General features: G+C 35.9%; 28 protein-coding genes and 2 other annotated features. Of the genes, 26 read left to right on the top strand and 2 right to left on the bottom strand.

Translation table 11 applies throughout. The annotated features are described in order from the left end of the window. Positions 1–2: 2 nt before the first annotated feature. The 22 genes from mutM to EKM63_RS02120 all read left to right on the top strand — a co-directional run bounded on the left by mutM (position 3) and on the right by EKM63_RS02120 (position 18,246). The gene (gene mutM / locus EKM63_RS02225; protein ID WP_125703281.1) at positions 3–830 is read left to right on the top strand and encodes a DNA-formamidopyrimidine glycosylase; all 828 of its coding nucleotides are present in this window, start codon (positions 3–5) and stop codon (positions 828–830) included. Beyond that, positions 827–1,420, top strand: coding sequence for a dephospho-CoA kinase (gene coaE, locus EKM63_RS02220; RefSeq protein WP_125703279.1), 594 nt, complete (start codon positions 827–829; stop codon positions 1,418–1,420). The genes mutM and coaE overlap by 4 nt, the downstream gene beginning before the upstream one ends. A gap of 21 nt (positions 1,421–1,441) precedes the next feature. Continuing rightward, positions 1,442–1,930: a transcriptional regulator NrdR gene (gene nrdR / locus EKM63_RS02215; RefSeq protein ID WP_125703277.1), complete on the top strand. Its 489-nt coding sequence runs from the start codon at positions 1,442–1,444 to the stop codon at positions 1,928–1,930. Between the two features lie 12 nt (positions 1,931–1,942). Further along, on the top strand, positions 1,943–3,307 hold the full coding sequence (locus EKM63_RS02210) for a DnaD domain protein (protein WP_125703275.1): 1,365 nt from the start codon (positions 1,943–1,945) through the stop codon (positions 3,305–3,307). 2 nt (positions 3,308–3,309) lie between these two features. Continuing rightward, positions 3,310–4,221 carry a primosomal protein DnaI gene (gene dnaI, locus EKM63_RS02205; protein ID WP_125703273.1) on the top strand — a complete coding sequence of 304 codons (912 nt, stop codon included), beginning with the start codon at positions 3,310–3,312 and terminating at the stop codon, positions 4,219–4,221. A gap of 296 nt (positions 4,222–4,517) precedes the next feature. Beyond that, positions 4,518–6,461 carry a threonine--tRNA ligase gene (gene thrS, locus EKM63_RS02200; protein WP_125703271.1) on the top strand — a complete coding sequence of 648 codons (1,944 nt, stop codon included), beginning with the start codon at positions 4,518–4,520 and terminating at the stop codon, positions 6,459–6,461. Positions 6,462–6,601: 140 nt separating this feature from the next. Next, positions 6,602–7,390 (top strand): HAD family hydrolase, encoded by a 789-nt coding sequence (locus EKM63_RS02195; RefSeq protein WP_125703269.1) that lies wholly within the window; start codon positions 6,602–6,604, stop codon positions 7,388–7,390. A 49-nt stretch (positions 7,391–7,439) separates the two neighbouring features. Continuing rightward, positions 7,440–7,545: a sequence feature (ribosomal protein L20 leader region), on the top strand. A gap of 22 nt (positions 7,546–7,567) precedes the next feature. Continuing rightward, the gene (gene infC / locus EKM63_RS02190) at positions 7,568–8,098 is read left to right on the top strand and encodes a translation initiation factor IF-3 (protein WP_125703267.1); all 531 of its coding nucleotides are present in this window, start codon (positions 7,568–7,570) and stop codon (positions 8,096–8,098) included. A 14-nt stretch (positions 8,099–8,112) separates the two neighbouring features. Continuing rightward, positions 8,113–8,310 (top strand): 50S ribosomal protein L35, encoded by a 198-nt coding sequence (rpmI, locus tag EKM63_RS02185; RefSeq protein WP_125703265.1) that lies wholly within the window; start codon positions 8,113–8,115, stop codon positions 8,308–8,310. A 32-nt stretch (positions 8,311–8,342) separates the two neighbouring features. Then, entirely contained in the window at positions 8,343–8,699 is a 357-nt protein-coding gene (gene rplT, locus EKM63_RS02180; protein WP_125703263.1) for a 50S ribosomal protein L20, read from the top strand. A gap of 78 nt (positions 8,700–8,777) precedes the next feature. After that, positions 8,778–9,308 carry a YqeG family HAD IIIA-type phosphatase gene (locus tag EKM63_RS02175; RefSeq protein WP_125703261.1) on the top strand — a complete coding sequence of 177 codons (531 nt, stop codon included), beginning with the start codon at positions 8,778–8,780 and terminating at the stop codon, positions 9,306–9,308. Beyond that, on the top strand, positions 9,292–10,407 hold the full coding sequence (gene yqeH, locus EKM63_RS02170; RefSeq protein WP_125703259.1) for a ribosome biogenesis GTPase YqeH: 1,116 nt from the start codon (positions 9,292–9,294) through the stop codon (positions 10,405–10,407). Before EKM63_RS02175 ends, yqeH begins: the two co-directional genes overlap by 17 nt. Positions 10,408–10,416: 9 nt before the next feature. Further along, positions 10,417–10,731, top strand: a complete 315-nt coding sequence (locus EKM63_RS02165; RefSeq protein WP_125703257.1) for a YhbY family RNA-binding protein — start codon at positions 10,417–10,419, stop codon at positions 10,729–10,731. 18 nt (positions 10,732–10,749) lie between these two features. Continuing rightward, a complete protein-coding gene (locus EKM63_RS02160) occupies positions 10,750–11,382 on the top strand; it encodes a nicotinate-nucleotide adenylyltransferase (protein ID WP_125703255.1) in 633 nt (210 codons plus the stop codon). Next, the gene (yqeK, locus tag EKM63_RS02155; protein WP_125703254.1) at positions 11,379–11,981 is read left to right on the top strand and encodes a bis(5'-nucleosyl)-tetraphosphatase (symmetrical) YqeK; all 603 of its coding nucleotides are present in this window, start codon (positions 11,379–11,381) and stop codon (positions 11,979–11,981) included. The genes EKM63_RS02160 and yqeK overlap by 4 nt, the downstream gene beginning before the upstream one ends. Position 11,982: 1 nt before the next feature. Next, on the top strand, positions 11,983–12,348 hold the full coding sequence (gene rsfS / locus EKM63_RS02150; protein WP_125703252.1) for a ribosome silencing factor: 366 nt from the start codon (positions 11,983–11,985) through the stop codon (positions 12,346–12,348). Then, the gene (locus EKM63_RS02145) at positions 12,338–13,069 is read left to right on the top strand and encodes a class I SAM-dependent DNA methyltransferase (protein WP_125703250.1); all 732 of its coding nucleotides are present in this window, start codon (positions 12,338–12,340) and stop codon (positions 13,067–13,069) included. Before rsfS ends, EKM63_RS02145 begins: the two co-directional genes overlap by 11 nt. Positions 13,070–13,077: 8 nt before the next feature. Beyond that, complete coding sequence (locus EKM63_RS02140) at positions 13,078–14,193, top strand: nucleotidyltransferase family protein (protein ID WP_125703248.1); 1,116 nt, start codon at positions 13,078–13,080, stop codon at positions 14,191–14,193. Further along, positions 14,187–14,735, top strand: coding sequence for a YceD family protein (locus EKM63_RS02135; RefSeq protein ID WP_125703246.1), 549 nt, complete (start codon positions 14,187–14,189; stop codon positions 14,733–14,735). Before EKM63_RS02140 ends, EKM63_RS02135 begins: the two co-directional genes overlap by 7 nt. Positions 14,736–14,802: 67 nt before the next feature. Beyond that, positions 14,803–16,221: an NADP-dependent phosphogluconate dehydrogenase gene (gndA, locus tag EKM63_RS02130; protein ID WP_125703244.1), complete on the top strand. Its 1,419-nt coding sequence runs from the start codon at positions 14,803–14,805 to the stop codon at positions 16,219–16,221. Positions 16,222–16,438: 217 nt separating this feature from the next. Continuing rightward, a complete protein-coding gene (locus EKM63_RS02125; protein WP_125703242.1) occupies positions 16,439–17,125 on the top strand; it encodes a response regulator transcription factor in 687 nt (228 codons plus the stop codon). Then, positions 17,122–18,246, top strand: a complete 1,125-nt coding sequence (locus EKM63_RS02120) for a sensor histidine kinase (protein WP_125703240.1) — start codon at positions 17,122–17,124, stop codon at positions 18,244–18,246. The genes EKM63_RS02125 and EKM63_RS02120 overlap by 4 nt, the downstream gene beginning before the upstream one ends. 19 nt (positions 18,247–18,265) lie before the next feature. On the opposite strand, the gene yidC is transcribed toward EKM63_RS02120, so the two are convergent. Further along, a complete protein-coding gene (gene yidC / locus EKM63_RS02115) occupies positions 18,266–19,267 on the bottom strand; it encodes a membrane protein insertase YidC (RefSeq protein WP_125703238.1) in 1,002 nt (333 codons plus the stop codon). Between the two features lie 55 nt (positions 19,268–19,322). Then, positions 19,323–19,598 carry an acylphosphatase gene (locus EKM63_RS02110; protein WP_125703236.1) on the bottom strand — a complete coding sequence of 92 codons (276 nt, stop codon included), beginning with the start codon at positions 19,596–19,598 and terminating at the stop codon, positions 19,323–19,325. 63 nt (positions 19,599–19,661) lie between these two features. Between EKM63_RS02110 and EKM63_RS02105 the strand changes: the two genes are divergently transcribed. The 4 genes from EKM63_RS02105 to mltG all read left to right on the top strand — a co-directional run bounded on the left by EKM63_RS02105 (position 19,662) and on the right by mltG (position 25,351). Continuing rightward, positions 19,662–20,423 (top strand): TrmH family RNA methyltransferase, encoded by a 762-nt coding sequence (locus EKM63_RS02105; protein WP_125703234.1) that lies wholly within the window; start codon positions 19,662–19,664, stop codon positions 20,421–20,423. 46 nt (positions 20,424–20,469) lie between these two features. After that, positions 20,470–20,655, top strand: a binding site (T-box leader). A 37-nt stretch (positions 20,656–20,692) separates the two neighbouring features. Continuing rightward, positions 20,693–21,739 carry a phenylalanine--tRNA ligase subunit alpha gene (gene pheS / locus EKM63_RS02100; protein WP_125703232.1) on the top strand — a complete coding sequence of 349 codons (1,047 nt, stop codon included), beginning with the start codon at positions 20,693–20,695 and terminating at the stop codon, positions 21,737–21,739. Between the two features lies 1 nt (position 21,740). Next, positions 21,741–24,149 carry a phenylalanine--tRNA ligase subunit beta gene (gene pheT / locus EKM63_RS02095; protein ID WP_125703230.1) on the top strand — a complete coding sequence of 803 codons (2,409 nt, stop codon included), beginning with the start codon at positions 21,741–21,743 and terminating at the stop codon, positions 24,147–24,149. 53 nt (positions 24,150–24,202) lie between these two features. After that, on the top strand, positions 24,203–25,351 hold the full coding sequence (mltG, locus tag EKM63_RS02090) for an endolytic transglycosylase MltG (protein ID WP_125703228.1): 1,149 nt from the start codon (positions 24,203–24,205) through the stop codon (positions 25,349–25,351). Positions 25,352–25,358: the final 7 nt, after the last annotated feature.

The following is a 25,358-nucleotide window of genomic DNA, read 5'->3' as shown; positions in this document are numbered from 1 at the left end:
TAATGCCTGAAATGCCTGAGGTTGAGACAGTTAGACGTGGCTTGTTAGATTTAGTTAAAGATAGAAGAATTGAAAATGTAGAAATTAGATACCAGAACCTGATCACTGGGGATGTTGATGTATTCAAAGAGACCGTTACTGGTGCGACGATTACTGATATAGACAGACGTGCAAAATTCTTATTGATCCATCTTGATAATGGTTATACGATCATCAGTCATTTAAGAATGGAAGGTAAGTACCGAGTGTCAGCTGATCCGGCTATGATTGACAAGCATTCCCATGCTATTTTTAGTTTAGATAATGGGCAAAAACTGATTTACAATGATGTCCGCAAGTTTGGTCGCATGCAACTTTGGCCAACAGATAGATTATCTGAAAATAAGTCGATAGCTAAACTTGGTCCAGAACCACTTTCCACTGAATTTACTTTTGAAAATATTAAACCCAGAATTATTAGACATCGGAAAGATATAAAAACTGTTTTATTAGATCAATCGGTAATGAGTGGTTTAGGAAATATTTATGTTGATGAAGTATTATGGCAAGCTAAAATCCACCCGGAGACTCCTGCAAATCATTTAACTGATGACGATATCAAAAAAATAATCGAATGTTCAAATCATGAAATTGATATTGCAATCAAGTCAGGTGGATCAACGGTTCGTTCATATCTTGATGCAGCTGGTCATGCTGGAACTATGCAAAATAGTTTAAAAGTTTATGGCAAAGAGGGAGAACCCTGTGCACGCTGCGGTACTGAGATCGAGAAAATCAAAGTTGGTGGACGTGGGACTCACTTCTGTCCTAAGTGTCAGGTGATCAAATGAGTAAGATTTATGGATTGACTGGGAGTATTGCTACTGGGAAATCCACAGTCTTGGAAATATTAAAATCACGTGGTTGCGTAGTTTATGACGCTGATCAAGTTGCTAGAGAAATAGTGGAGCCTGGGACACCTGGCCTAGAACAGATTGCTGAACATTTTGGTGACCGAATTTTGAATTCAGATGGTTCTTTAAATAGGGCGAAATTAGGTAAAATAGTTTTTAATAATTCTGATGAGTTACAAGCATTGACTCAAATTACTGGTCCAATAATTCGTAAGAATATTGTCCAAACAATTGAAAAAGTTCGCAATAGTAGCGATAAAAAGATATACTTTTTTGAAATCCAATTATTATTTGAGGCTAACTACCAAGACTATTTCAATGCTACAATTACTGTATACGTCAAGCCACCGCAACAGTTACAGCGCTTGATGGAACGTAATAGTTTAGATGAACAAGCTGCACGTGCAAAAATTAATTCTCAAATGTCTATTGATGAGAAAAAAGCTCGAGCAGACTATTTAATTGATAACTCAGGTGATCTTGAATCACTAAATAATGAAATTGATAAATTATTAAAGCAACTTTAATCGGGAAAAGAGGTCATTGCTATGATTTGTCCACATTGTCATCATGATTCTTCCAAAGTTGTTGATAGTCGACCAAGCGATGAAGGCCGTGCTATCAGACGTAGAAGAGAATGCGAATATTGCGGTACAAGGTTTACCACATTTGAAAGAATTGAAAAATCGCCACTACTAGTAATTAAGAAAAACGGTAACCGTGAAGAGTTCAGACGTGAAAAACTTTTGCGTGGATTAGTTCGTGCTGCTGAAAAAAGACCAGTTACAATGGATCAAATGAATGCCATTGTTGACAAGGTCGAAAATGAATTGCGTGCTACTGGTGAAAATGAAATAAGATCACAAGTCATTGGTGAACATGTCATGAAAGAATTAGCCGATGTCGATGATGTCACTTATATTCGATTTGCCAGTGTTTATCGTGAATTTAAAGACATGAACGGATTCATGAAAGAGGTTCAAGAAATGATGGGAAATGAACCTGAAGATAACAAGAAAGACAAGCAAACGAAATAAAGGGGGACTACTGTGCCTTTTGAATCTAACCAAGAAAATCTGACTCCCTTGACCGGATTTTGGTGTGTGACAAATAATCAGTTTGATGATAATTCCAGGAGGCTTTTGACTGACCTGTATTTACCTCTTATTGGAACGACAGCATTTAGTATCTATCAGTTACTATGGGAAAAGATTCCAGTAAAGCAGATTGTCACTCAACGCCAAAGTCATTCAGTGTTATTTAGTTTATTAGATATAGATACAAATCAATTTTTAAATGAGCGTATCAAACTAGAAGCCCTTGGCTTACTAAAAACTTTCCAAAAAGAAGACGAAATGGGAAGTTATTTGGTATACCAACTTTTTAGTCCCTTATCTGCGAAAGAATTCTTTAACGAAGATTTGCTCAGTGTGTTTCTTCTTGAAAAAATAGGTGAATCTGAGTATACAAAATTATCTGATAAGTATCGAACTAAGATTGATATCATTGATGATGCTGAAGATATTTCAAAAGGCTTTTTAGATGTATTTCGTTTGAGTGATGATGACTTGATAAATACGCCGGCTGAAGTTTCAAATTCTCGAGAGAATTTCAAAAACACTGAGTTGGTGAACACGCCTAAAGTTGATGAAAAGCCATCAACAAAATTGGACTTCGAGTTGATATCTGAGCGAGTCTCTCAACTTTACAAAATTAGTCGAGAAGATTTGATCAAGAATGAGGATACTTTGAATAATCTTCATTCATTTTATGGCATCGATGAGATTGAATTGATTGATATTATTGGTAAAACTGAAGATCTAGTAAAGAATCAGATAGATTCGGATGCTTTGAAACGCTTGGCACAGAAACGATTTGAGAATCGTGTCAATATTTCTGCCAGAGTTCCCAAAGAAAAAATTCAAGAGTCTGCTCCTTCTAAACCCGGTTCCAATAATCCACAGAGTACTTTGATAGAACGTGCCAATTCAATGACACCGGCTGACTTTTTGGCAGCTGAGAAGCAGAGTAAAGGTGGATTTACTGGAACAGCAGAAAGCAATGCACTGAGACAGATTGCTAATCAATCCTTCTTGCCAGTACCTGTATTAAACATCATGATCCACTATATTTTGGAAAGCTCTTCAGCTTTAACTAGACCATTTATGGAAACAGTTGCCAATGATTGGAAAATGAATGGCGTTAAAACGCCTGAAGATGCGTTAAAACGAATCAGTGATTTCCAAAATAAGCCAAGGAATCCTCGTGGTCGTTACAATAATTCTTCAAACAGAGTCGAACAAGCGACCGACTGGAGTAAAATAGAGAACAAGTCTGTTACTAATGCCGATGCTAAAAAGGTCGAGCAGGATAGAATGGAACAATTAAGAAAACTAAGAGATCAGGGTAAATAATTATGGAAAAATTTAGCGATGCATTAGCCGAAGGATTGAAAAATTATCATTTTAATAGTCAAGATTACAATCGCTTATTAGCTAAGGCTCTAAACGATCCAGATGTTAAAAAGTTTTTAGTTGAAAATCAAGACAATATCAGCAGTGATGCTATTGATGTCAGTGCAGCTGCCATTTATGAGTTTTATAATCAAAAGAATAATAAGAGCGAGATCAATCGCAATTATTATCCAAAATTAATTGTCAGCAATCATAATATTGAAGTAGCATATTTTCCCAATAAGCAAAAGGTTGAAGCTGATCAACGTAAAGCATATGATTCCAGCTTAGTTTTAATGGATATGCCAAAAGATATCAGAAATGCTAACTTGAATGACTATACCGGTGTTGGTAGAAAACAAGCTTTTGATGCTGCAATCAAATTTATTGATAGTTATTTAAATTCTGATGGCTTTATTCCTGGATTGTACTTGTCTGGAGACTTTGGTGTCGGTAAAACATATTTATTGGGTGCCATAGCCAATGAGTTACATCATCACAACGTTAAAACCACAATGATGCATTTTCCTACCTTTGCCGTTGAGATGAAAAATTCTATTGGTAAAAATAATGTTTTGGACAAAGTAAATAAAGTTAAGGCTGCGGAAATTCTGATGCTTGATGATATCGGTGCTGATTCAATGTCCAGTTGGATCCGTGATGAAGTCCTTGGTGTTATCCTGCAGTACAGAATGCAAGAAAGTCTTCCAACATTTTTCTCATCGAATTTTTCAATGAAAGAATTGGAAAGTCATCTTGGTATCAATCAGCGTGGAGAGCGTGAACCAGTAAAGGCAGCTCGAATCATGGAACGTGTCAGATACCTTTCGATGGAAGTTTTTGTGACGGGTGAAAATAGAAGAATTAAACAATAGTTCTTGCAAAATAAAAAAATAAATGTTTCAATGAACACATGAAAGACAACACTTCGGTTCTATTCAGGGAGGGTACATTTACTGAAAGCTTACCCATTACTGGAGCTACCACTTTCATATTAAAACTGTATATTTATGTTGGTTTACTTTATAACCGTAGAGTGAAGACTGTTTGTGTACAGTTTTAATGTGGGTGGAACCGCGCAGAATGCGTCCCTAAAGTATGAGTACAATTATTGTATTTATACTTTAGAGACGCATTTTTTGTTGTCTAAATTTAGGAGGTAACGTGGATAATGTCAAAAATCAAATTAACATTCCCAGATGGAACAGTTAAGGAGTTTGATGAAGGCACAACAACATTGGAGGTAGCTAAATCAATTAGTACTTCATTGGGTAAAAGTGCAGTAGCTGGTAAGCTCAATGATACTTTGGTTGATTTGGAAAGACCTATCAAGCAAGATGGTAAAGTTCAAATTATTACTAACAAAGATGAAGATGATGCACTAGAAGTATTGAGAAATACAGCTAGTTTAGTATTCAGTGCAGCTGCTAAGGAATTTAAAGCTGATCTTCACTTTGGTGAAAAACAATCAAACGATGATGGTTTCTTTGTAGATACTGATGATAAAGAACAAATTACAGTTGATCAATTAGACGAAATTTCAGCATTGATGAACAAAATCATCAAGAAGAATGACAAAGTTGAAAGATCATTGATGGACAAATCAGAATTAGTTGAAATGTTCAAAGACGATCCATACAAATCATCATTGATCGGTGCTATCGAATCAGTTCAAATTCCAGTTTACACATTGGATGGATTTGTTGATTTTGGTTATGATGCCGTATTACCAAATATCAAAAACTTGAAGCATTTCAAATTACTTTCAGTTGCCGGTGCTTATTGGCAAGGTAAGTCAAGTAACCCAATGCTTCAAAGAATTTACGGAACAGCTTTCTTCAAAGAAGATGCACTTGACGCTGATATGAAACGTCGTGCAGAAATCAAAGAACGTGATCACAGAACAATTGGCCGTGACCTTGACTTGTTCTTCGTTGACCCAGAAGTTGGTGCCGGACTTCCATACTGGATGCCAAATGGTGCTACTATCCGTCGTGTCATCGAAAGATATATCATCGATAAGGAAGTTGCTTGGGGTTACCAACACGTATATACACCAATCTTGATGAACTTGAATGCATACAAGACTTCAGGTCACTGGGAACACTATCGTGAAGACATGTTCCCACCAATGGACATGGGTGACGGCGAAATGCTTGAACTTCGTCCAATGAACTGTCCATCACATATTCAAATTTACAAACATCACACACGTTCATACCGTGAATTACCAGTTCGTATTGCCGAACTTGGTATGATGCACAGATATGAAAAATCAGGTGCTTTAAGTGGATTACAACGTGTACGTGAAATGACATTGAACGATGGACACACATTCGTTGCACTTGATCAAATTGAGGAAGAATTCAAACGTACACTTCAATTGATGGTTGAAGTTTACAAAGATTTCGATATCACAGATTACTCATTCCGTCTAAGTTACAGAGACCCAGCTAACACAGCTAAATATTTCGATGATGACGAAATGTGGAACAGATCTCAAACAATGCTTAAGGCAGCTATGGATGATCTTGGTTTGGATTACTATGAAGCTGAAGGTGAAGCTGCATTCTATGGTCCAAAACTGGATGTTCAAACAAAGACAGCTCTTGGAAATGATGAAACACTTTCCACTATTCAATTAGACTTTATGCAACCTGAGAAATTCAAGTTGACATACGTTGGCTCAGATGGTGAAGATCACAGACCTGTTATGATCCACCGTGGTATCGTTTCAACTATGGAAAGATTTATTGCATACTTGATTGAAATGTATAAGGGTGCATTCCCAACATGGTTAGCACCAACACAAGTACGTATTATCCCTGTTAATCAAAAATTACACAGTGATTATGCTGAAACATTACTTGGTGAACTTCGTAAACACAATATCCGTGCTGAAATCGATACACGTGACGAGAAGATGGGTTACAAGATCCGTGACGCTCAAACAATGAAGATTCCATACACAGCCGTTGTTGGTGACGAAGAAATGGCTGATGCAACTGTATCAGTTAGAAAATATGGTGAAGACGAATCTAACTCAGAATACTTAGGTATGTTTGTAGGTAGTGTCGTTGCCGATATTGAAAACTTTAGTCGTTCAAATGGCTAAACTAAATTCATAAATAAAAAAATAAGCGAGTAGGCTAATAAATAATTAGCTTGCTCGCTTTATTTTTGGATTGAGGTCTTGATACATGTTAAAATGAACAGCGATAGATTAGTGAAAAAGACAGACAGGACGAGTAAACAATGATAAAACTTATTGCAACTGACATTGATGGTACTTTCTTTGATGATCAGCATCACTACAATATAGAAAGATTCAATAATCAGCTTGAGAAACTCCATGCTAGGGATGTTAAATTCACAGTTGCTAGTGGTAATTATTTGGGACATCTTGAAACTGTTATGGATGCTTCACCAGTTGACGCATTCGTTGCTGAAAATGGAGCAAATATTGAAGCAGATGGTAAGAAAGTATTTACATCTTATTTAAGCCCTGAAATATTACAGCAAGTTATGGCAGATTTAGACAAAATTGATAATTTACGTGCATATATTTTATCAGGTGACAATGCAACTTATGTACATGAAAATGATTATGCCGAAGTAGATACTTACTATATTAGTAATTACAAATTGGTAAGCAGCATTGATGATGTCCATGACAACATCTTTAAGATCAACGTTGGCTTAACTACAAATGACCTTCAAGAAACTGAAGATTACTTAAACGAAAAGTATAAAGGGATGATACATGCTACTGCTAGTGGCTTTGGTAGCATTGACATTATTTCAAGTGGTATCAACAAGAGTTTTGGTTTAAGAAAAATTGCTAGTTATTACGATTTGGCACTTGATGAAATATTGTCATTCGGTGATAATAGTAACGACAAAGAAATGCTTGAAGAATCTGGCATCGGCGTTTCGATGTTGAATGGAACGGATCTACTTAAGAAATCCGCCGATAGAATCACACGTGTAGACAACAATCATGAAGGTGTACTCGATACCATTGATGAAATTTTCGAATGGTAAGAATGTTTGTTGACAGTGGATGTATTATCTGATATAGTTAATGACTGTTGAGATTAAGCAGAAGCGCCCGCTTCTCACCTATGCTAACGCCTCTAGGTAAATATAACTTGTATATATAAGTGGGCGTGCGTATGCGCCCACTTTTTTAGTGGGATCATTTTTCGGAGGTGACTACTCATAGCAAGAGATTTATTAGTAAACGATCAAATTCGTGCAAAAGAAGTTCGTTTGATTACCGAGAATGGTGATCAAGTTGGTGTAAAACCTAAAGCAGAAGCCCAACGTTTGGCAGACGCAGCTAATATGGACCTAGTTCTTATGTCGCCTGGTGCAAAACCACCAGTTGCAAGAATTATGGACTATGGTAAGTATAAGTTCGAACTGCAGAAAAAAAATCGTGAAGCTCGTAAAAAACAAAAAGTTGTCAGTCTTAAAGAAGTACGTTTAAGTCCAACTATTGAGGAAAATGACTTCAATACTAAACTTAATAACGCACGTAAGTTCTTGGAAAAAGGCGACAAGGTCAAAGTTTCTCTTCGCTTTAAGGGTAGAGCAATTACTCATAAAGAGATAGGTAAAAAAGTTTTAGACCGTGTAGCTGACAAGACAAAAGATATTGCCAACGTTACTACAAGGCCTAAGATGGATGGCCGTAGCATGTTCTTAATGCTTGATCCAATCGCATCAAAAGAGAATAAGAAAAAATAGTGGAGGGATTTTAAATGCCTAAACAAAAAACACACCGCGCATCAGCAAAGAGATTTAAGAAAACTGCTAATGGTGGATGGAAAAGAAGTCACGCTTACACAAGTCACCGTTTCCATGGAAAGACTAAGAAGCAACGTCGTCAATTAGCTAAGCCAGGCATGGTTAGCGCAAGTGATATGAAACGTATCAAACAAATGCTAGCAACATATTAATTCAGTAATTGTAACTCAAAGGAGGAGTCATTATGCCACGTGTTAAAGGTGGAACAGTAACTCGCAAACGTCGTAAAAAGATTTTAAAATTAGCTAAGGGATATCGTGGATCAAAACATATCACTTTTAAAGCAGCACATACACAAATCATGGTTTCATACCGTTATGCATTCCGTGATCGTCGTCAAAGAAAACGTGATTTCCGTAAGTTATGGATCGCAAGAATCAATGCAGCTGCAAGAATGAATGAAATCAGCTACAGCAAATTAATGCATGGTTTGAAGTTAGCAAATGTTGATATCAACCGTAAGATGTTAGCACAAATCGCTATCGAAGATCCTAAGGCATTTACAAGTTTAGCAGATACTGCTAAAAAAGCTTTAGCTTAATATTATGAAGACGTAATTTGGACAATCCAAATTACGTTTTTTTACTAATGTACACAATCATAAATAGGGGTCAGTAATATGTTTAAACCTAGCATTATGCTGAATAAGATAACTGATATAGAAGTCAGTGACTTACAAAAACTAAAGATAACAACTATTATGACTGATTTAGACAACACATTATTGCCATGGAATAGTGACGAATATACCTTGTCATTAAGAAAATGGCTGAATATAATGGAACATGCAGGTATAGATGTTCTGGTTGTTTCAAATAATAGTTATAAAAGAGTGGAAAAAGCCGTGAATATGTTGCCAATGGGAATTGTTGCACGTGCGAAAAAGCCACTTCCTTTTGTGATAAAAAAATATTTAAGACAAAATAAAATTGATCAAGAAACCGTTTTATTCGTTGGGGATCAAATTTTGACAGATGTTCTGGCTGGTAGCTTATCGGGTATCAAGACAGTTCTGGTCAAACCAATTGTTGAAACAGATGCCAAGAAAACACGTGTAAACCGTTTCTTTGAAAGACCAATCTTAAAGTACTTACAAATTAAAGATAAAAATTTGCGTTGGAAGGACTCATTACATGACAGAAACGAATGAGGTATTAAATTGTATAGGTTGTGGAGCTGAAATTCAGACAACTGATAAAGATGCACCTGGATATGTTCAACAATCCACTTTAAATAAGTATTTAGAGGATGATTCAAAAGAATTATTATGCAAAAGATGCTTCAGATTGAGAAATTATAATGAGATCACTGATGTAAATATCGATGATGATGATTTCTTAAAACTGTTAGATTCCATTTCAGAGCAAGATGGATTGATTGTAAATGTTATCGATATTTTTGACTACGAGGGAAGTGTTATCCCCGGTTTACAACGTTTTGTAGGAGATAAAAAGATCCTTGTGGTTGGTAATAAAGTAGATTTACTACCACACTCAGTAAATCAAAATAAATTGCTAAATTGGGTACAACAAAAGAGTAAAGAAAATGGTATCAAGTCGGTTGATCAAATTATGGTTTCAGCTGAAAAAGGTACTAATATCGATGAATTGATGGAAAAAATCGAGAAGTATCGTGATGGCCAAGATGTTTTTGTTGTTGGAACAACTAATACCGGTAAATCAACTTTGATAAACCGTATAATTAGTCAAAATTCTGACATTAAAGATTTGATCACAACTTCTAGATTCCCTGGAACTACTTTGGATCGAATCGATATTCCGCTTGATGATGGTCATAGCTTGGTAGATACACCAGGTATTATCCACAAATATCAGTTGGCTCATTATTTAAATGAGAAAGAATTAAAAGCTGTGACGCCAAAGAAACAATTGCGACCTTCCACTTTCCAATTGCGTGACGGTCAAACCATTTTTGTTGCTGGCTTAGCTAGATTTGATTTCTTAGATGAAAAATCTAATGTGGTCTTCTACGTGAATCAAGGACTAGTTTTACATAGAACTAAGACAGAAAATGCTGATGATTTCTACAAAAAGCATCTTGGCGAAATTTTGAGCCCACCATATGAAGTTTCTGAATTCCCTGAACTTAAAAAAGAGGAATTTACCTCACATGCTAAATCAGATATAGTTATTTATGGATTAGGCTGGGTAACAATTCCAGCCAATTGTCAGGTGAGAGTTTATGTGCCTGAAGGTGTCAGTGTATCTATGAGAGATGCCATAATTTAAGGAGAAAATATGATTATAAAAGGCAAAAAGAATCGTTATTTGAGAAGCCAAGCACAGACAATGAAGCCAGTTGTTCAAGTTGGCCGAGATGGACTCAGTGAGAATTTATTAAAACAAATTCAATTGCTATTAAGCAAAGACGAATTGATCAAGGTTTCATTATTACAAAACACTTTGGTAGACGCTGATCAATTAGTTGATGCATTGACTGAATTCGATGGAGCCATCGTTCATATTCAAACTATTGGTTCAAAAGTAGTTTTATATAAGAAATCTCCAAAGGTTAAGAATCGTAAATATTCAATCGAACTTGAAAAAATTTAATTTATTAAGTGATGAATAATGAATACAAAAAAGCAGTTATTAACTAAAGTAAAAGCAGAAATCAGAACAAATATGCCTAGACGCCATGTTGGCATTTTAGGTGGTACGTTCAATCCGATCCATTTAGGACATCTAGTTATTGCTGAGCAAGTATATCAGCAATTACGACTTAGCAAGGTCCTATTCTTACCGGACAAAGTTCCACCACATCGTGGTGTAAGTAAGACAAAGCCGATAAGTAGTGATGATCGGATAAAAATGATCAAGCTGGCTATTGAAGATAATATGCATTTTGACCTCGATTTAACCGATGTTAATCGTGGCGGAGTCAGTTATACTTATGAAACCATAAAAATTTTGAAGCAATGCAATCCTGACACTGAATATTATTTTATTATCGGTGGAGATATGGTCGAAAATCTTCCCAAGTGGGCACACATCGATGAACTCGTACAAATGGTTCATTTCGTTGGTGTCTGCCGCAAAGGGTACGAGAAGAGTTCAAAATATCCAATACTTTGGGTCAACACTCCCGAACTTGAAATCAGTTCTAGCATGATCCGGAATAAAGTTAGAACTGGCAAGTCGATCAAGTATCTTGTACCAGATAGTGTTGCAGATTACATTCAGGATCGAGGATTATATAAATGACAGATTTTAATTATGACAGTATAAAGCCAGGATTTGATCGTGATAAATTGTTAACTTCAATGAAGTCACAACTAAGTGATTTCAGATACAAGCACTGTCTGAGGGTCGAAAAAGTATCCCGAGGATTGGCAGCACAGTATAATGTAGATGTTGATAAGGCTGGATTGGCAGGATTGTTGCATGATTATGCTAAAGAACGCCCAGCTGACGAATTTAAAGCTGCAATTAAGTCTCATAATCTTAATCGTGATTTGCTTAACTACGGAAACGGAATTTGGCATGGGATTGTCGGTGCAGAAATAATAAAAGATGAACTTGGTATTTATGATGAGGACGTTTTAAATGCAATTCGACGTCACACTGTTGGGTCAACTCGTATGACAGGTGTTGATAAATGTGTCTTCATTGCAGATTTTATCGAACCCAAACGAGATTTTCCTGGTGTCGATGATGCCAGAAAAGCCGCAGATACATCATTGAATACCGGTGTTGCATTTGAATTGAAGCATACGATCGAACATTTAGTTGATAACAATAGAACAATTTATCCGGTAACTTTCGAAAGCTATAATTACTGGATAACTAAAGGAGAATTATAATTTGAATTCAAAAGAAATTATGGAAATTGCCGTTAAGGCAGCTGATAGTAAACATGCAAATAATATTGAAGTGTTGGACATCAGTAAAGTAAGTATTATGACTGATTACTTTGTCATCATGGATGCTAGTTCACAACGTCAAGTTGGAGCCATTGTTCAAGAAATTTTGGACAAAGTTGGAGAGAACGATATCGAAGTTGGCCACGTTGAAGGAAAACGTGATTCAGAATGGATCTTGATTGATTTACACGATATTGTTGTACATGTATTTACTACAGAACAACGTGAGTTTTATAATCTTGAAAAGTTATGGTCAGATGCTCCAGAAGTAGATATTTCTGATTTGGTAACTGTAAATGATCTATAATTCATTTGCCAAAGTATATAGTGAATTGATGGATGACAGTCTTTACGCAAAATGGGCAAACTATGTCAAAAATCACGTTGGGTCTGAAACAGAAACTCTATTAGATGTTGCTTGTGGTACAGGGGACATGACAATATTGTTGGCTGATGACTTTGATGTCACCGGAACAGACCTTTCTGAAGAAATGTTGAGTATTGCTGACGATAAGGCTAAAAAGGCAGGGGTTTCCATACCTTTTGAGCAAGCAAATATGATGGATCTTTATACGTTTGATAGTTTTGATGCAATCACTTGTTTTGATGATTCAATTTGCTACTTAGGTGACGAAGATGAACTGTATCTTGCATTTGAACAAGCATATAAACATCTGAACAAGGGCGGTAAATATCTATTTGATGCGCATTCATTACATCAAATGGATGATATTTTCCCAGGTTATATGTTCAATCATAAAGCAGAGGATTCAGCATTTATGTGGAGTAGCTATGAGGGAGAATTTCCTCACAGCATTGAGCATGAATTGACATTTTTTAATTGGAATGACGAAATTGGTGGTTATTCAGTTAATACTGAGATCCATCATGAACGGACATATCCAATTCAGACATACTTGGACATTCTTGCTGACGTTGGTTTCAAAAATACTTCGGTTTCCGCAAACTTTGGTGAATCAAAAGTTGATGACAATGCCACTAGATGGTTTTTCGATTCTGAAAAATAGGTGAAGTTATGGCTGGTATATATGGCTTTGTAGCTGAATTTAATCCGTTCCATTTGGGACATAAATTATTCATTGATAAGATAAAAACAAAATATCACCCTGATGTATTAATTGCAGTTATGTCTGGCAATTATGTTCAACGGGGTGATTTTGCGGTTATGAACAAATGGAAACGAGCACAGATTGCGGTTGAATATGGTGTAGATTTAGTAATTGAATTACCATTTGCATATGCAGTTGAACCAGCAGAACTGTTTGCCAATGGAGCAATCCGTTTATTAAATTCCATCGGTATTGACCACCTAGTCTTTGGAACTGAAGATGATGTTGATTTTATCGATCTGGTTACAAAAATCAATGATTCCAAAATTGATTTTACACAGGATTATACGCAAAATTATGCTAGCAATTTGAATAATCAATATGCTAATGAAGGCATTGACCTTGTTGGGAAACCAAATAAGTTATTAGGCTTGAGTTACGCAAAAAGTATCGTTGATAATCATTATGATATATTAGTCGACACAATCTTGCGTAAAGAAAATGACTACAGTTCCTCTGAAATCAGAAAAAGATTATCAAAGCAAAATGATTTATCGGTTGATAAGCTAGTGCCAAAAGAAACATCAGATCAATTGAATGGTGACCAGTTAGTGTCGTGGGACACATTTTACAAATTTCTGGAGTATAATATTTTGACTAGTTCCACCAATGAATTACAATTGATATACCAAATGGTGGAGGGACTAGAAAATAAATTTAAAAAAGACATTTTAACCAGCAAAACATTTGAAGAGTTTTTATTCAACATTAAGTCAAAAAGATACACGCGTTCTCGCCTAAAACGCCTTAGTATCTATACGTTGTTGAATGTTAAGGACGAAGAGATAAATGAGGTGTATCAACATCCTTATCTTCGGATTCTGGCATTTAATAAAGTTGGGCAAACATATTTAAACAACGTCAAAAAAAACCTAGATTTTCCACTGATAACTAAAGTTGGTAAGGCTGAGAATGATTTGATGTCGTTAGAGTTAAAAGTTGATTCGTTGATCGAAATGACCAGTGGGGTTCAACAGAATTACGGAGTGATTCCGTTTATGAAAGGGGCAAATCAATGCTAAATTGGGACATTCAAGATGTACGTAAGTACAAGGATAAACCCTTTGATTTTAAAGAAACATTAGACTTGGAGGACGAGTTAAAAACTCGCTCTGAAGAGATTATTAAGGTGGATAAAGTTGAAGTAAACGGTCAATTATTTAATGATAATGGCTTAGTGATTTCTGACGTAAAAGTTGGTACTAAGCTAACTGTACCTTCAACCAGAAGTTTGGAACCAGTCGAATTAGTGTTAAGATTCAGGATTAATGAAGCATATAACATTGATAATATCGATACTGAAGATATTGATGACTATGCGATAATTATTCCAATCGATGATGATAATCCGACAATTAATGTTTACGAGTCTATTATTGATAATATTTTATTGAACATTCCCACACAAATTTTGACGGAAAAAGAAAAATCTGAAGACATTATGCCTTCAGGTAAAAATTGGACTGTTTTGTCTGAAGAAGAGTTCGATAAACAAAAGAAAGAGGAGCATGTTAATCCCGAATTTGCCAAATTGAAAAATTTGTTCAAAGATAAGGATGAATAAAATGCTCCTCTTTTATAATTTTTTGTTAATATAGAGTATGAAATAAGTTATTAATCGGAGGGATACTATGAGTAAGCCACAAATTGGTGTTATTGGTATGGCTGTTATGGGTAAAAACTTGGCTTTGAATATTGAAAGCCGAGGCTACGAAGTAGCTATTTATAACAGAACGGGTTCAAAAACAGAAAATGTTGTTAAAGAACACGCTGATAAAAAATTAGTTCCAAGTTATACAATTGAAGATTTTGTAAACTCACTAGAAAAACCACGTCGTATTATTATGATGGTCAAGGCTGGTGCAGGTACAGATGCTGTTATCAATGAACTACTACCACTTCTTGATAAAGGTGATGTTTTGATCGATGGTGGTAATACATTCTTCGAAGACACCATGGAAAGAAACGAACGTCTTGATAAATCTGGTATTAACTTTATTGGAATGGGAGTTTCAGGTGGTGAATTAGGTGCCCTTGAAGGACCTTCAATGATGCCCGGTGGTCAAAAAGAAGCTTATGATCTAGTTGCTCCTATCTTGGAACAAATGTCAGCTAAAGCTGAAGATGGCACACCTTGTGTTACTTATATCGGACCAAATGGTGCCGGCCATTATGTAAAGATGGTTCATAACGGTATCGAGTATGGTGATATGGAACTAATTTCAGAAAGTTACAACTTACTTTCACACCTATACAATAAAGATTTGAACAAAGTTGCTGATACATTTAAAGAATGGAACAAAGGTGAACTTTCAAGTTACCTTATCGAAATCACTGCAAACATTTTGACAAGAAAAGATGATGAAGGCAGCGACGATTTCATTGTTAACAAAATCATGGATAAAGCCGGTAACAAGGGAACAGGTAAGTGGAGTTCACAAAGTGCTCTTGAACTAGGTGTTCCACAATCATTGATCACAGCTGCTGTTTACTCACGTTATATCTCGGCTTATAAGGATGAACGTGTCAATGCAAGTAAAGTACTTGCTGCTCCAAAGAGTGCCCCTGATGTAAATATCGATGAGTTTGTTGAAAAAATCCGTAAGGCATTATACTTCAGCAAGATCATGAGCTATGCGCAAGGATTTGCTCAAATGAAGGCTGCCGGTGAGCACTATGACTGGGATCTTGATTTTGGTAAAATTGCTCAAATCTGGCGTGCCGGATGTATCATCAGAGCTCAATTCTTACAAAAAATCACAGATGCATATGATAAAGATGCTAAATTGGACAACTTATTATTAGACAAATATTTTGAAGATATTGTCGAAGAATATCAATCTGCAATTCGTGACGTTGTGAGTTATGCTGTTCAAGCTGGAATCCCAGTTTCTGGATTCATGGCTGCTATTTCTTACTATGATCAATATCGTTCAGAAGTATTGCCAGCTAACTTGATCCAAGCTCAAAGAGATTACTTTGGTGCTCATACTTATGAAAGAAATGACAAACCAGGTATTTTCCATTACACATGGTATGAAGAACAATAATATTAAAGTTAAATTTTATAAATACCAGGGTGAATCTAATTCATCTTGGTATTTTTTCTTATAGAAATTTATTTAAATTAAAGGAATTTAAGGCTTTTCCTATTTTTAATTTTTGCGTTATGTTAAAATCATTAATGCATTGCCTTGTAAAGGTGCAATAATTGATTAATAATTAGGTATTAATTAAATTTAATCTAATATACAGGAGAAAATGGGTATGGCTAAGATATTAGTTATTGAAGATGAAGAAAACATGGCCAAATTCGTTCAACTCGAGCTTCAGCATGAAAACTATGAAGTGAAAGTTGAGCAAGATGGTCGAACAGGTCTTGACGCAGCATTGAATGAGGATTGGGATTTGATCTTACTGGATCTAATGTTGCCTGAATTAAACGGTATCGAAGTTTGCCGTAGAGTACGTCAAGAAAAGAACACACCAATTATCATGATGACAGCAAGAGATTCAATCATTGATCGAGTTTCAGGACTTGATCATGGTGCAGATGATTATATTGTTAAACCATTTGCAATCGAGGAATTACTTGCCAGAATTCGTGCTTTATTAAGACGTATCGACTTGGACATCGATGTTACTAGAAATAATGACCAAGTTCTGAAATACAAGAATTTGGTAATCGACAAGACTACCCAAACTCTTAAACGTAATGGTGAAGTAATCGACTTAACTAGAAGAGAATACGATTTATTGAGTGCTTTAATGGAAAATGTTGGCACTGTATTGAGTCGTGATGACCTTCTGGAACGTGTTTGGGGAACAGGAAGTAGTACCGAGACGAACGTTGTAGATGTTTACATCAAATACTTGAGAAACAAGATTGATCGTGGGGGCGCTCCAAGTTACATTTCTACTGTTCGTGGTAAAGGATATGTAATGAGACGATGAGAATTTCAATCCGCGTCAAGTGGACATCGTTGATTTCAGCAGTTATTTTAGCAGCGTATCTTATTGTTGCATATGTTGCCTATCAAACTGTTGATAATGTTGCCTCTGCATCAGTTGCCCATGGATTTTATATTAAGCTTATTTGGGTCGGTATTATTGTCGTCATTGCTGGTATAGCAGTAAGCTTTGCGGCAGTGACTATGGTATTGAGAAACATCAAGGCTATCAATGAAACCATTGATGACTTGAATAAAAAGCCAGACTCAGACTCACGAATAAAATTACGGAAACGTAATGATGAAATTTATGATCTTACTATTAACATCAATAAAATGCTTGATAGAATGCAAGCTTATACTAATCAACAAAAAGAATTCGTTGAAGACGTATCACATGAGTTACGTACTCCAGTAGCAGTTTTGGAGGGTCATTTAAGCATGCTCCAAAGGTGGGGTAAAGATGATCCGGAAGTCTTGAATGATTCGATAAATTCTTCATTGCAAGAATTAAAACGAATGCAGTCTTTGATTCAAGAAATGCTTGATTTGACTCGAGTTGAACAGATCGATAATGAATATTTGAGCCAAACAACTGAAGTCAAACCGTTATTTAAGCAGGTTTATAATGACTTTAAGATGCTTCATCCCGATTTTGTTGTCAATTATGATGATGATATCCAAGACGGAAGTGAAGTCAGAATATACCGAAATCACTTGGAACAAGTTTTGGTCATTCTGCTAGATAATGCTTTTAAATATTCTGGAGATAGAAAAGAAATCAATTTAGCTGCTTCCACTAATGAGGCTTTACTAGAAATTGTAGTACAAGACTATGGTGTTGGTATCGCTAAAAACGACCTTAAACGCGTTTTCAACCGTTTTTATAGAGTTGACAAGGCTCGTTCAAGAAAACGCGGAGGCAATGGACTAGGCCTCTCTATCGCAAGTAGATTGATTGAGATCTATAAAGGAACCATAACTGTTGAAAGTGTCGTTGGTTCAGGAACTGTTTTCAGAATCGAATTGCCTATCGTTCAAGATGGTATTGATGCAGATCAAGAATCAGATGATACTAATTCAAAAAAATCAAAACGAAACAGCAAAAAAGCTAGGTCCCATTAAGACCTAGCTTTTTGTGTGCTTATTTCTTTGGCTTATTTTGTTTGCCTTGGTTTAACTCTCTAATACTTTTATGTAAATCGTTTGTAGATGAAGGACCATCGTTTTTACCGTTATTATCAGAAGCGCTTGAAGAACTTGAGCTACTTGATGAATTTAGGATTTCATTAAGTGATTCTTCAGTAACAACAACTTCAATAGGGTGTTCTTTAAGGTTTTCATCGGCTTCGCGACGAATCTTAGGAACCATAAAGTAATTGACGATTACTTGTTGGATCAAGAACACGATACCACCAACTAAGAAGTACAATGCAAGAGCAGCGGATGAAACCATTGAAATGAAGAAAGTAATAAGTGGGTTCATAAACATCATTGTTTGCATTTGTTTTCTTTGTTCTTGTGGAACAATCTGTAATGATAACCATGCTTGTATCACATAGAAGACGGTTGCGATGATAGCAATCAATAAACTTGGTTTTCCAAGTGGAATTGAAAGGAATGTGGCAACACCAATTTCTTTTGAATATTGTACAGCTTGATAAATACCAATCAAAACTGGCATTTGTAGAAGTAGAGGTAGACAACCGATACCACCAGTCAAACTGATGTTGTTCTTTTTATAAACATCCATCATCAAGGCACTGATTTTTTGTTGAGTAGCAGGATCTGAAGCTTCTTTTTGTTTTGCTTGAATCAATTTCAATTGTGGTTGAACCGCACGCATTTTTTCTTGTTGTGCAGTTGACTTGTATTGTTGGTTCAATGAAAGAGGAAGCAACAAAAGACGTACCACGAAGGAAATGATTACAATTCCCCACGCATAAGCATTCTTTCCACCGATGGCCTTAGCAGTTGCTAAAATCAAGTTTTGGAAAGGTGTTCCTAACCATTTGTAGATGAATCCGTAGGGACCACCTGTTGGCGCATGCTGGTTGATACCAGTTTGTGCACATCCAGATAAGACCACTGCAAATATCACAACTAATGACAGGACAGAGATATATTTGATTAATTTTTTATTCACTTATAAACCACCTTTTTGTCATATAAAAACAATATACGTTAAGTCATATAGCGTTTCAACCAATGACGGAAAAATTTTTGTAAGATTTTAGGTTATCTGAGAAATCATAATCTATTGTATTAACTTTTGCAAAAGGTGATGGGAAGTCCTTTATTCTACCTAGGAAAATATACAGCACTCGCTCGTCTGCTTCTGCTTCAATTGAAACAGAACCATCCAACTCATTTTTGACCGTACCAACGATGCCCATGTCAGTTGCGATCTGTAGTGCAGTATATCTGAAGCCAACACCTTGAACTCGTCCGTAAACATTAATAGAAACATGTCTCATAACAATCACTCCATATCACTGAATATGTTACTCTAATATTATAAAACAAGAGGGAAAAAACAAATGAAATATATTGAATCTAGAAAAAATGATGAAATTAAACAAATAAATAAGTTATCAAAGACTAAACAAATCAAAAAGACAGGTACTTATTTGATTGAAGGTTTTCATTTAGTAAGAGAAGCTGATGAAAACGAACAAGAAATTGTTACTTTGTTGGCAACTGAAAAAAATGAAGAGGATAGATTGGTCAAGAAATACTACGATAATACATTGATTATTTCTGAAGAGATTGCTAAAGACCTATCCGAAACACAAACACCACAAGGGATATTTGCCGTTTTGAAAATTAAAACTGAAGATAAAACTCCAGATTTTAAAGGACAATGGGTAATTTTAGCTGACGTTCAAGACCCAGGAAATGTGGGAACAATTGTTAGAACAGCTGATGCTGCAGGTTTTGATGGTGTCGTAACTAGTCTTGAGACTGCCGATATTTACCAACCCAAGGTTCAACGCTCGATGCAAGGTAGTCAATTTCACTTACCAATCTATCGAATGGACCTGGAAGATGCAATTAAGAAAGCCAAAATCGCTGATTTAACAGTTTATGGCTCAGAAGTAAATTCAGAGGCAGTTCCTTACAAAGAGTTAGATAAAACTGATAACTTTGCATTAGTAATGGGAAATGAAGCACACGGATTGAGTGAAAATACTCTGAAAATGACAGATAAAAATATCTATATTCCAATTTTAGGAAAAGCTGAATCTCTTAATGTGGCAGTGGCAGCAGGAGTTTTGATGTACGGATTAAAGAATATCTAAACTTGCAAAAGTTTTTTCATTTTGTATAATCAATGGTATATAAATAGTAAAGATGTTGATGAAAAGTAGTAACTGAAAGTTATTCATTACAGGAAGGGTCGTCAAACTGAAAAGGCCTAATGAATAATTCAGTGAATTCACTTTCGGAATCTAATAGTTAAGTTACTATATAACTTTCGAGTGCACGTTTTATACGTGAACTAGGGTGGTACCGCGAGTCCTCGTCCCTTTTTTGGGATGAGGACTTTTTTTATTTAGGAGGCTAATATATGTCATTAAATGATAAATTAAAAAAATTGCGTGAAAGTGGTATTGATGATGCCAAACGCGCAGAACATTTACAAGAATTAAATGATCTTAGAGTTAATTTATTAGGTAAAAAGGGACCAATCACACAGGCACTTCGTGGAATGAAAGATGTTCCCAAGGAAGAACGTCCAGAAATTGGTACTTTAGCAAATAATGTTAAGAAAGAAATCCAAGAAGCTATTGAAGCTCGTATGAATGATCTTAACAAACGCATGGTTGAACAAAAACTTCAAGAGGAAACTGTTGACGTTACTTTGCCTGCTCAATCTCATGAATTAGGAACAAAACATATTCTTAACCAAACTGTCGAAGATATCGAACAATTCTTCATTGGTTTAGGATATGAAGTTGCACCCGGATATGAGGTCGAAGAAGACCATTATAACTTTGAAAGATTAAATATTCCTAAGGATCATCCTGCTAGAGATATGCAAGATACTTTCTACTTAACTAATGAATTATTAATGAGAACTCAAACTTCTGCCCAAGAAGGTCGTGATATGGAAGCTCACGATTTCTCAAAGGGACCATTGAAAATGATTTCTCCCGGAGTTGTTTACCGTCGTGATGATGATGATGCGACTCACTCACATCAATTCCATCAACTTGAAGGTTTAGTTGTCGACAAAAATATCAGTATGGCGGACCTCAAAGGTACTTTGGAAGCACTTTGTCGTCACGTCTTTGGTGCTGAAAGAGAAATCAGATTTAGACCAAGTTTCTTCCCATTTACCGAACCATCTGTAGAAGTTGATGTTTCGTGTTTCAACTGTGGTGGAAAAGGATGCCGTATTTGTAAATATACTGGTTGGATCGAAGTTCTTGGTGCTGGATTGACACATCCTAACGTTTTGGAAATGTCCGGAATTGATCACACTGTATACAGTGCTTTTGCATTCGGATTAGGACCTGAGAGATTTGCTATGTTGAAGTACGGAGTAACCGATATCCGTGACTTCTATACAAATGACGTTAGATTCTTAGAACAATTCAAAGGAGTAAATTAATATGAAAATATCAATGAATTGGTTGAAAGAATATTTGCCAGTTGAACACAATGTAGAAGAGATTGCGAACAAAGTTTCATTAACAGGAATCGAATCAGCACCTGTAGAGTTGGGGACTGACCTTTCAGGTCTTGTCGTTGGACATATTATTGATGTTAAACCGCATCCAGATTCAGACCATCTTAACTTATGTCAAGTTGAGATCGGCGAGAAAGAGCCTGTTCAAATCGTCTGTGGTGCATCAAATGTTGCTAACGGACAATACGTCATTGTTGCAAAAAATGGAGCCAATCTTCCAGCAGGTAAGGTAATCAAAAGCGGTGAGATCCGCGGTCAACTTTCTAATGGGATGATTTGTGGTTTGGACGAACTTGGAGTTAAAGAAAAATTTGTTCCCAAGGAATTTCAAAAAGGTATTTATGTATTCCCAGCTGAAGAACAACCTGGTGCAGATGCTAAAGAACTTTTAGGATTAAATGACACAATGGTCGATATGGATATCACACCCAACCGTGCCGATACTTTAGGTATGCGTGGTGCAGCTTGGGAAATTGGTGCTACTTATGATCACAAGCCATCATTTACTAAACCTGAAATTGCTGAATCTAAGGTTGTTAAAAACAATGACGTCAAAATAAACATTAAAGCAAAGGATTTAGTTACTGATTATTTAGTTAGAACAATGAGTAATGTTACTGTTACTGAAAGTCCACTTTGGATCCAACGACGTTTATGGAATCAAGATATTCAGCCAGTTAACAACATTGTTGATGCGGCAAATTACGTTATGATTGAATTTGGTGAACCTATCCAAGTTTATGATTTAGATAAATTAACAGATAAAGAAATTACTGTTGAAATGGCTGCAGAGGGCCATAAACTTGAACTGAATGATGGTAACAAGAAGGATTTAAGTCACGATGATCTTGTTATTACTTCAGGTGGTCAAGCTTTAGGTTTAGCCGGAGTTCAAAAAAGTTCAGTCGCTGAAGTTACTTCAGACACAAAAAATATTTTGGTTGAAAGTGCAGTATTTGATGGAACTTCTGTCAGAAAAGCTGCACAACGACATGATCTGCGTGGTAATGTTTCTAATCGTTTTGAGAAGGGTGTCGACAATGGAGCTGTAAGTGAATCTCTAACAAGAGCAGTTCAATTGATAGATTCCATTACAAATGTTGAATCCATTTCACAAGAAATCGTTGGAGTTCAAACAAAAGCTGAGCCAATCATTATCGATGGTAAAATTTCTCATATCAATAGTTTGATGGGAATTGAATTATCACCAGAAGAAATGCTTAAAATTATTGATAGACTTGGTTTTACTGCTGAAAGAAATGGCGATGAGATTTCTGTTTCAATTCCAACAAGACGTTGGGATATGACGATTGAAGCTGATTTGATTGAAGAGATTATTCGAATTTTTGGATATGACAATTTGAAAGGTACACTTCCTTCTGGACATGAAACCAGAGGTGGTTACACTCCAATTCGTGAATTCATCAATAAGTTAACCAGTGTATTACTAAGCGAAGGCATGGACGAAACGATTAACTTTGCTTTGATCAACAAACATGAAGTTGAAGATTTCAATACCATCCATACTAATTTAACAAGACTCTTGCACCCAATGACTGAAGATCATGAATATTTGAGAACTAGCTTGGTACCTGGATTGATAAAAGATATTGCATATAATCAAGCTCGTGGTAATGACAATATCAGTATTTTTGAACAAGGTAGAATTTTTGACCGTAAAGAAGGAACTGACCGTCCTGAAGAATTAGAGTATATTGCCGGTGCCGTCAGTGGTAACGTGTTAGAAGACTCATGGAATACAACATCCAAAACAGTCGACTTTTATGATGTAAAAGGGATTGTGGAAGAAATGTTGATGTTCACAAACAGTGACGCTGAGTTTGAATATTCAGCTACTGATCAAATTCCTAACTTACATCCTGGTCAAACAGCTAACATTTCAGTTGATGGTGATGTTATTGGATATATTGGTAAGCTACATCCTAACTATCAAAGTGATCATAATGTTGCTGATACTTATGTCTTCGAAATTAATGTCGACAAATTGTTTGAATTAAGCAGAAAACAAGTTCAAGCCAAGAGTGCTCCAAAATATCCAAGTATTACGCGTGATTTGGCTATTTTAGTTGGAAAAAATATTTCTAGTGGACAAATTGTTAAAGATATCTTTGAAAATGGCGGAGACTATTTGATTGATGTTAATATTTTCGATGTATACCAAGGAAGTAACATTGAGTCTGGATTCAAGTCTCTCGGATATCATTTGATTTTCCAGAACGCAAATGATACATTGACAGACGAAACTGTTGAAAAATCATTTACTAATATTAAGAATAGTTTGGTAAGTAAATTTAATGTTGAAGTTAGATAATTGCAGACGAACTAATGGTATAATTTTAATAAATCAAATCGGGAGGCTGCATCTTGAGCCAAAAAGGTGAAAAAAGAGATGCACTAAAACGTGAGTCTGAAGAAAAGATATCTACTCGTGCTAAAGAACGTTCAGTTGCTAATCATATAGCATATTGGATTGTTGGAGTTATCGCTGTTCTTGCGGTAATTGTTGCAATTATTGGCTTTAATTATGTTAATAGTTCATTGCAACCATATAATTCCAACAGCAAAGAGGATGTTATCGTCAAGATTCCTGTTGGTTCATCAAGTAAAGAAATCGCAAAGAAACTTGAATCAGATAAGGTTATTAAGAGTGCAACCGTATTTAATTACTACATAAAAGCTCATAACTATACTGACTTTCAAGCTGGTTATTATACATTTAAACAATCTATGTCAATGAGTGACATTGTTAATCAACTTCAAAAGGGTGGAAGTTATGAACCAAACGGAACAGCTTCCAACTCGGTACTTGTAAGAGAAGGTGTCACGATCGATCAGATCGGTGACCAGATCCAGAAGAGTACTAATTTCAAGAAGAAGGATTTCTTGAAACTTATGAAGGACGAGAGTTACATGAAACAGCTTCAGAGCAAGTACCCTCAACTTTTGGATTCTTCAATGGAAAAGGATAACGTTCGTTATCACCTTGAAGGATACTTATTCCCTGCAACATATGGGGTTTACAAGGGTATGACACTTAAAGAGCTTGTCAATTCAATGGTTGAAAAGGAAGATACTGAACTCCAACCATTCTATTCAGAGATCAAGTCTAAGGATATGACTGTTCAACAAGTCTTGACATTGGCTTCATTAGTTGAGCGTGAAGGTGTTACTAAGAAAGATCGTGAAAAGATTGCCGGAGTATTCTTTAACCGTTTCGATGTTGACATGCCTTTGCAATCTGATATTGCGGTAATGTATGCACTGAACACTCATAAGAAGAGTTTGAACAACAAAGATACTAGTGTGAAATCTCCATATAACTTGTACAAACATACAGGTTATGGTCCTGGACCTTTCAACTCACCAAGTTTGATGTCGATCGAGGCAACTCTAAATCCTAGAGATAGAAGTGATAACTACTTATACTTCTACGCAAACTTGTCAACTGGTAAGGTTACTTACTCACACACATTGGAAGAACACAACAATGGGTATTTTTCAGGAAGCAAATAAGGTAGAA

The sequence above is a fragment of the Companilactobacillus mishanensis genome, from assembly GCF_003946505.1.
In the GTDB taxonomy this organism is placed as follows: Bacteria; Bacillota; Bacilli; order Lactobacillales; family Lactobacillaceae; genus Companilactobacillus; species Companilactobacillus mishanensis.
This window is presented reverse-complemented; position numbering and strand designations above follow the sequence as displayed.

Coding starts and splice junctions, on each gene's coding strand:
- mutM (WP_125703281.1), top strand. CDS start 3: ATGCCTGAAATGCCTGAGGTTGAGACAGTTAGACGTGGCTTGTTAGAT.
- coaE (WP_125703279.1), top strand. CDS start 827: ATGAGTAAGATTTATGGATTGACTGGGAGTATTGCTACTGGGAAATCC.
- nrdR (WP_125703277.1), top strand. CDS start 1,442: ATGATTTGTCCACATTGTCATCATGATTCTTCCAAAGTTGTTGATAGT.
- dnaI (WP_125703273.1), top strand. CDS start 3,310: ATGGAAAAATTTAGCGATGCATTAGCCGAAGGATTGAAAAATTATCAT.
- thrS (WP_125703271.1), top strand. CDS start 4,518: ATGTCAAAAATCAAATTAACATTCCCAGATGGAACAGTTAAGGAGTTT.
- EKM63_RS02195 (WP_125703269.1), top strand. CDS start 6,602: ATGATAAAACTTATTGCAACTGACATTGATGGTACTTTCTTTGATGAT.
- rpmI (WP_125703265.1), top strand. CDS start 8,113: ATGCCTAAACAAAAAACACACCGCGCATCAGCAAAGAGATTTAAGAAA.
- rplT (WP_125703263.1), top strand. CDS start 8,343: ATGCCACGTGTTAAAGGTGGAACAGTAACTCGCAAACGTCGTAAAAAG.
- EKM63_RS02175 (WP_125703261.1), top strand. CDS start 8,778: ATGTTTAAACCTAGCATTATGCTGAATAAGATAACTGATATAGAAGTC.
- yqeH (WP_125703259.1), top strand. CDS start 9,292: ATGACAGAAACGAATGAGGTATTAAATTGTATAGGTTGTGGAGCTGAA.
- EKM63_RS02165 (WP_125703257.1), top strand. CDS start 10,417: ATGATTATAAAAGGCAAAAAGAATCGTTATTTGAGAAGCCAAGCACAG.
- EKM63_RS02160 (WP_125703255.1), top strand. CDS start 10,750: ATGAATACAAAAAAGCAGTTATTAACTAAAGTAAAAGCAGAAATCAGA.
- yqeK (WP_125703254.1), top strand. CDS start 11,379: ATGACAGATTTTAATTATGACAGTATAAAGCCAGGATTTGATCGTGAT.
- EKM63_RS02145 (WP_125703250.1), top strand. CDS start 12,338: ATGATCTATAATTCATTTGCCAAAGTATATAGTGAATTGATGGATGAC.
- EKM63_RS02140 (WP_125703248.1), top strand. CDS start 13,078: ATGGCTGGTATATATGGCTTTGTAGCTGAATTTAATCCGTTCCATTTG.
- EKM63_RS02135 (WP_125703246.1), top strand. CDS start 14,187: ATGCTAAATTGGGACATTCAAGATGTACGTAAGTACAAGGATAAACCC.
- gndA (WP_125703244.1), top strand. CDS start 14,803: ATGAGTAAGCCACAAATTGGTGTTATTGGTATGGCTGTTATGGGTAAA.
- EKM63_RS02125 (WP_125703242.1), top strand. CDS start 16,439: ATGGCTAAGATATTAGTTATTGAAGATGAAGAAAACATGGCCAAATTC.
- EKM63_RS02120 (WP_125703240.1), top strand. CDS start 17,122: ATGAGAATTTCAATCCGCGTCAAGTGGACATCGTTGATTTCAGCAGTT.
- EKM63_RS02110 (WP_125703236.1), bottom strand. CDS start 19,598: ATGAGACATGTTTCTATTAATGTTTACGGACGAGTTCAAGGTGTTGGC.
- EKM63_RS02105 (WP_125703234.1), top strand. CDS start 19,662: ATGAAATATATTGAATCTAGAAAAAATGATGAAATTAAACAAATAAAT.
- pheS (WP_125703232.1), top strand. CDS start 20,693: ATGTCATTAAATGATAAATTAAAAAAATTGCGTGAAAGTGGTATTGAT.
- pheT (WP_125703230.1), top strand. CDS start 21,741: ATGAAAATATCAATGAATTGGTTGAAAGAATATTTGCCAGTTGAACAC.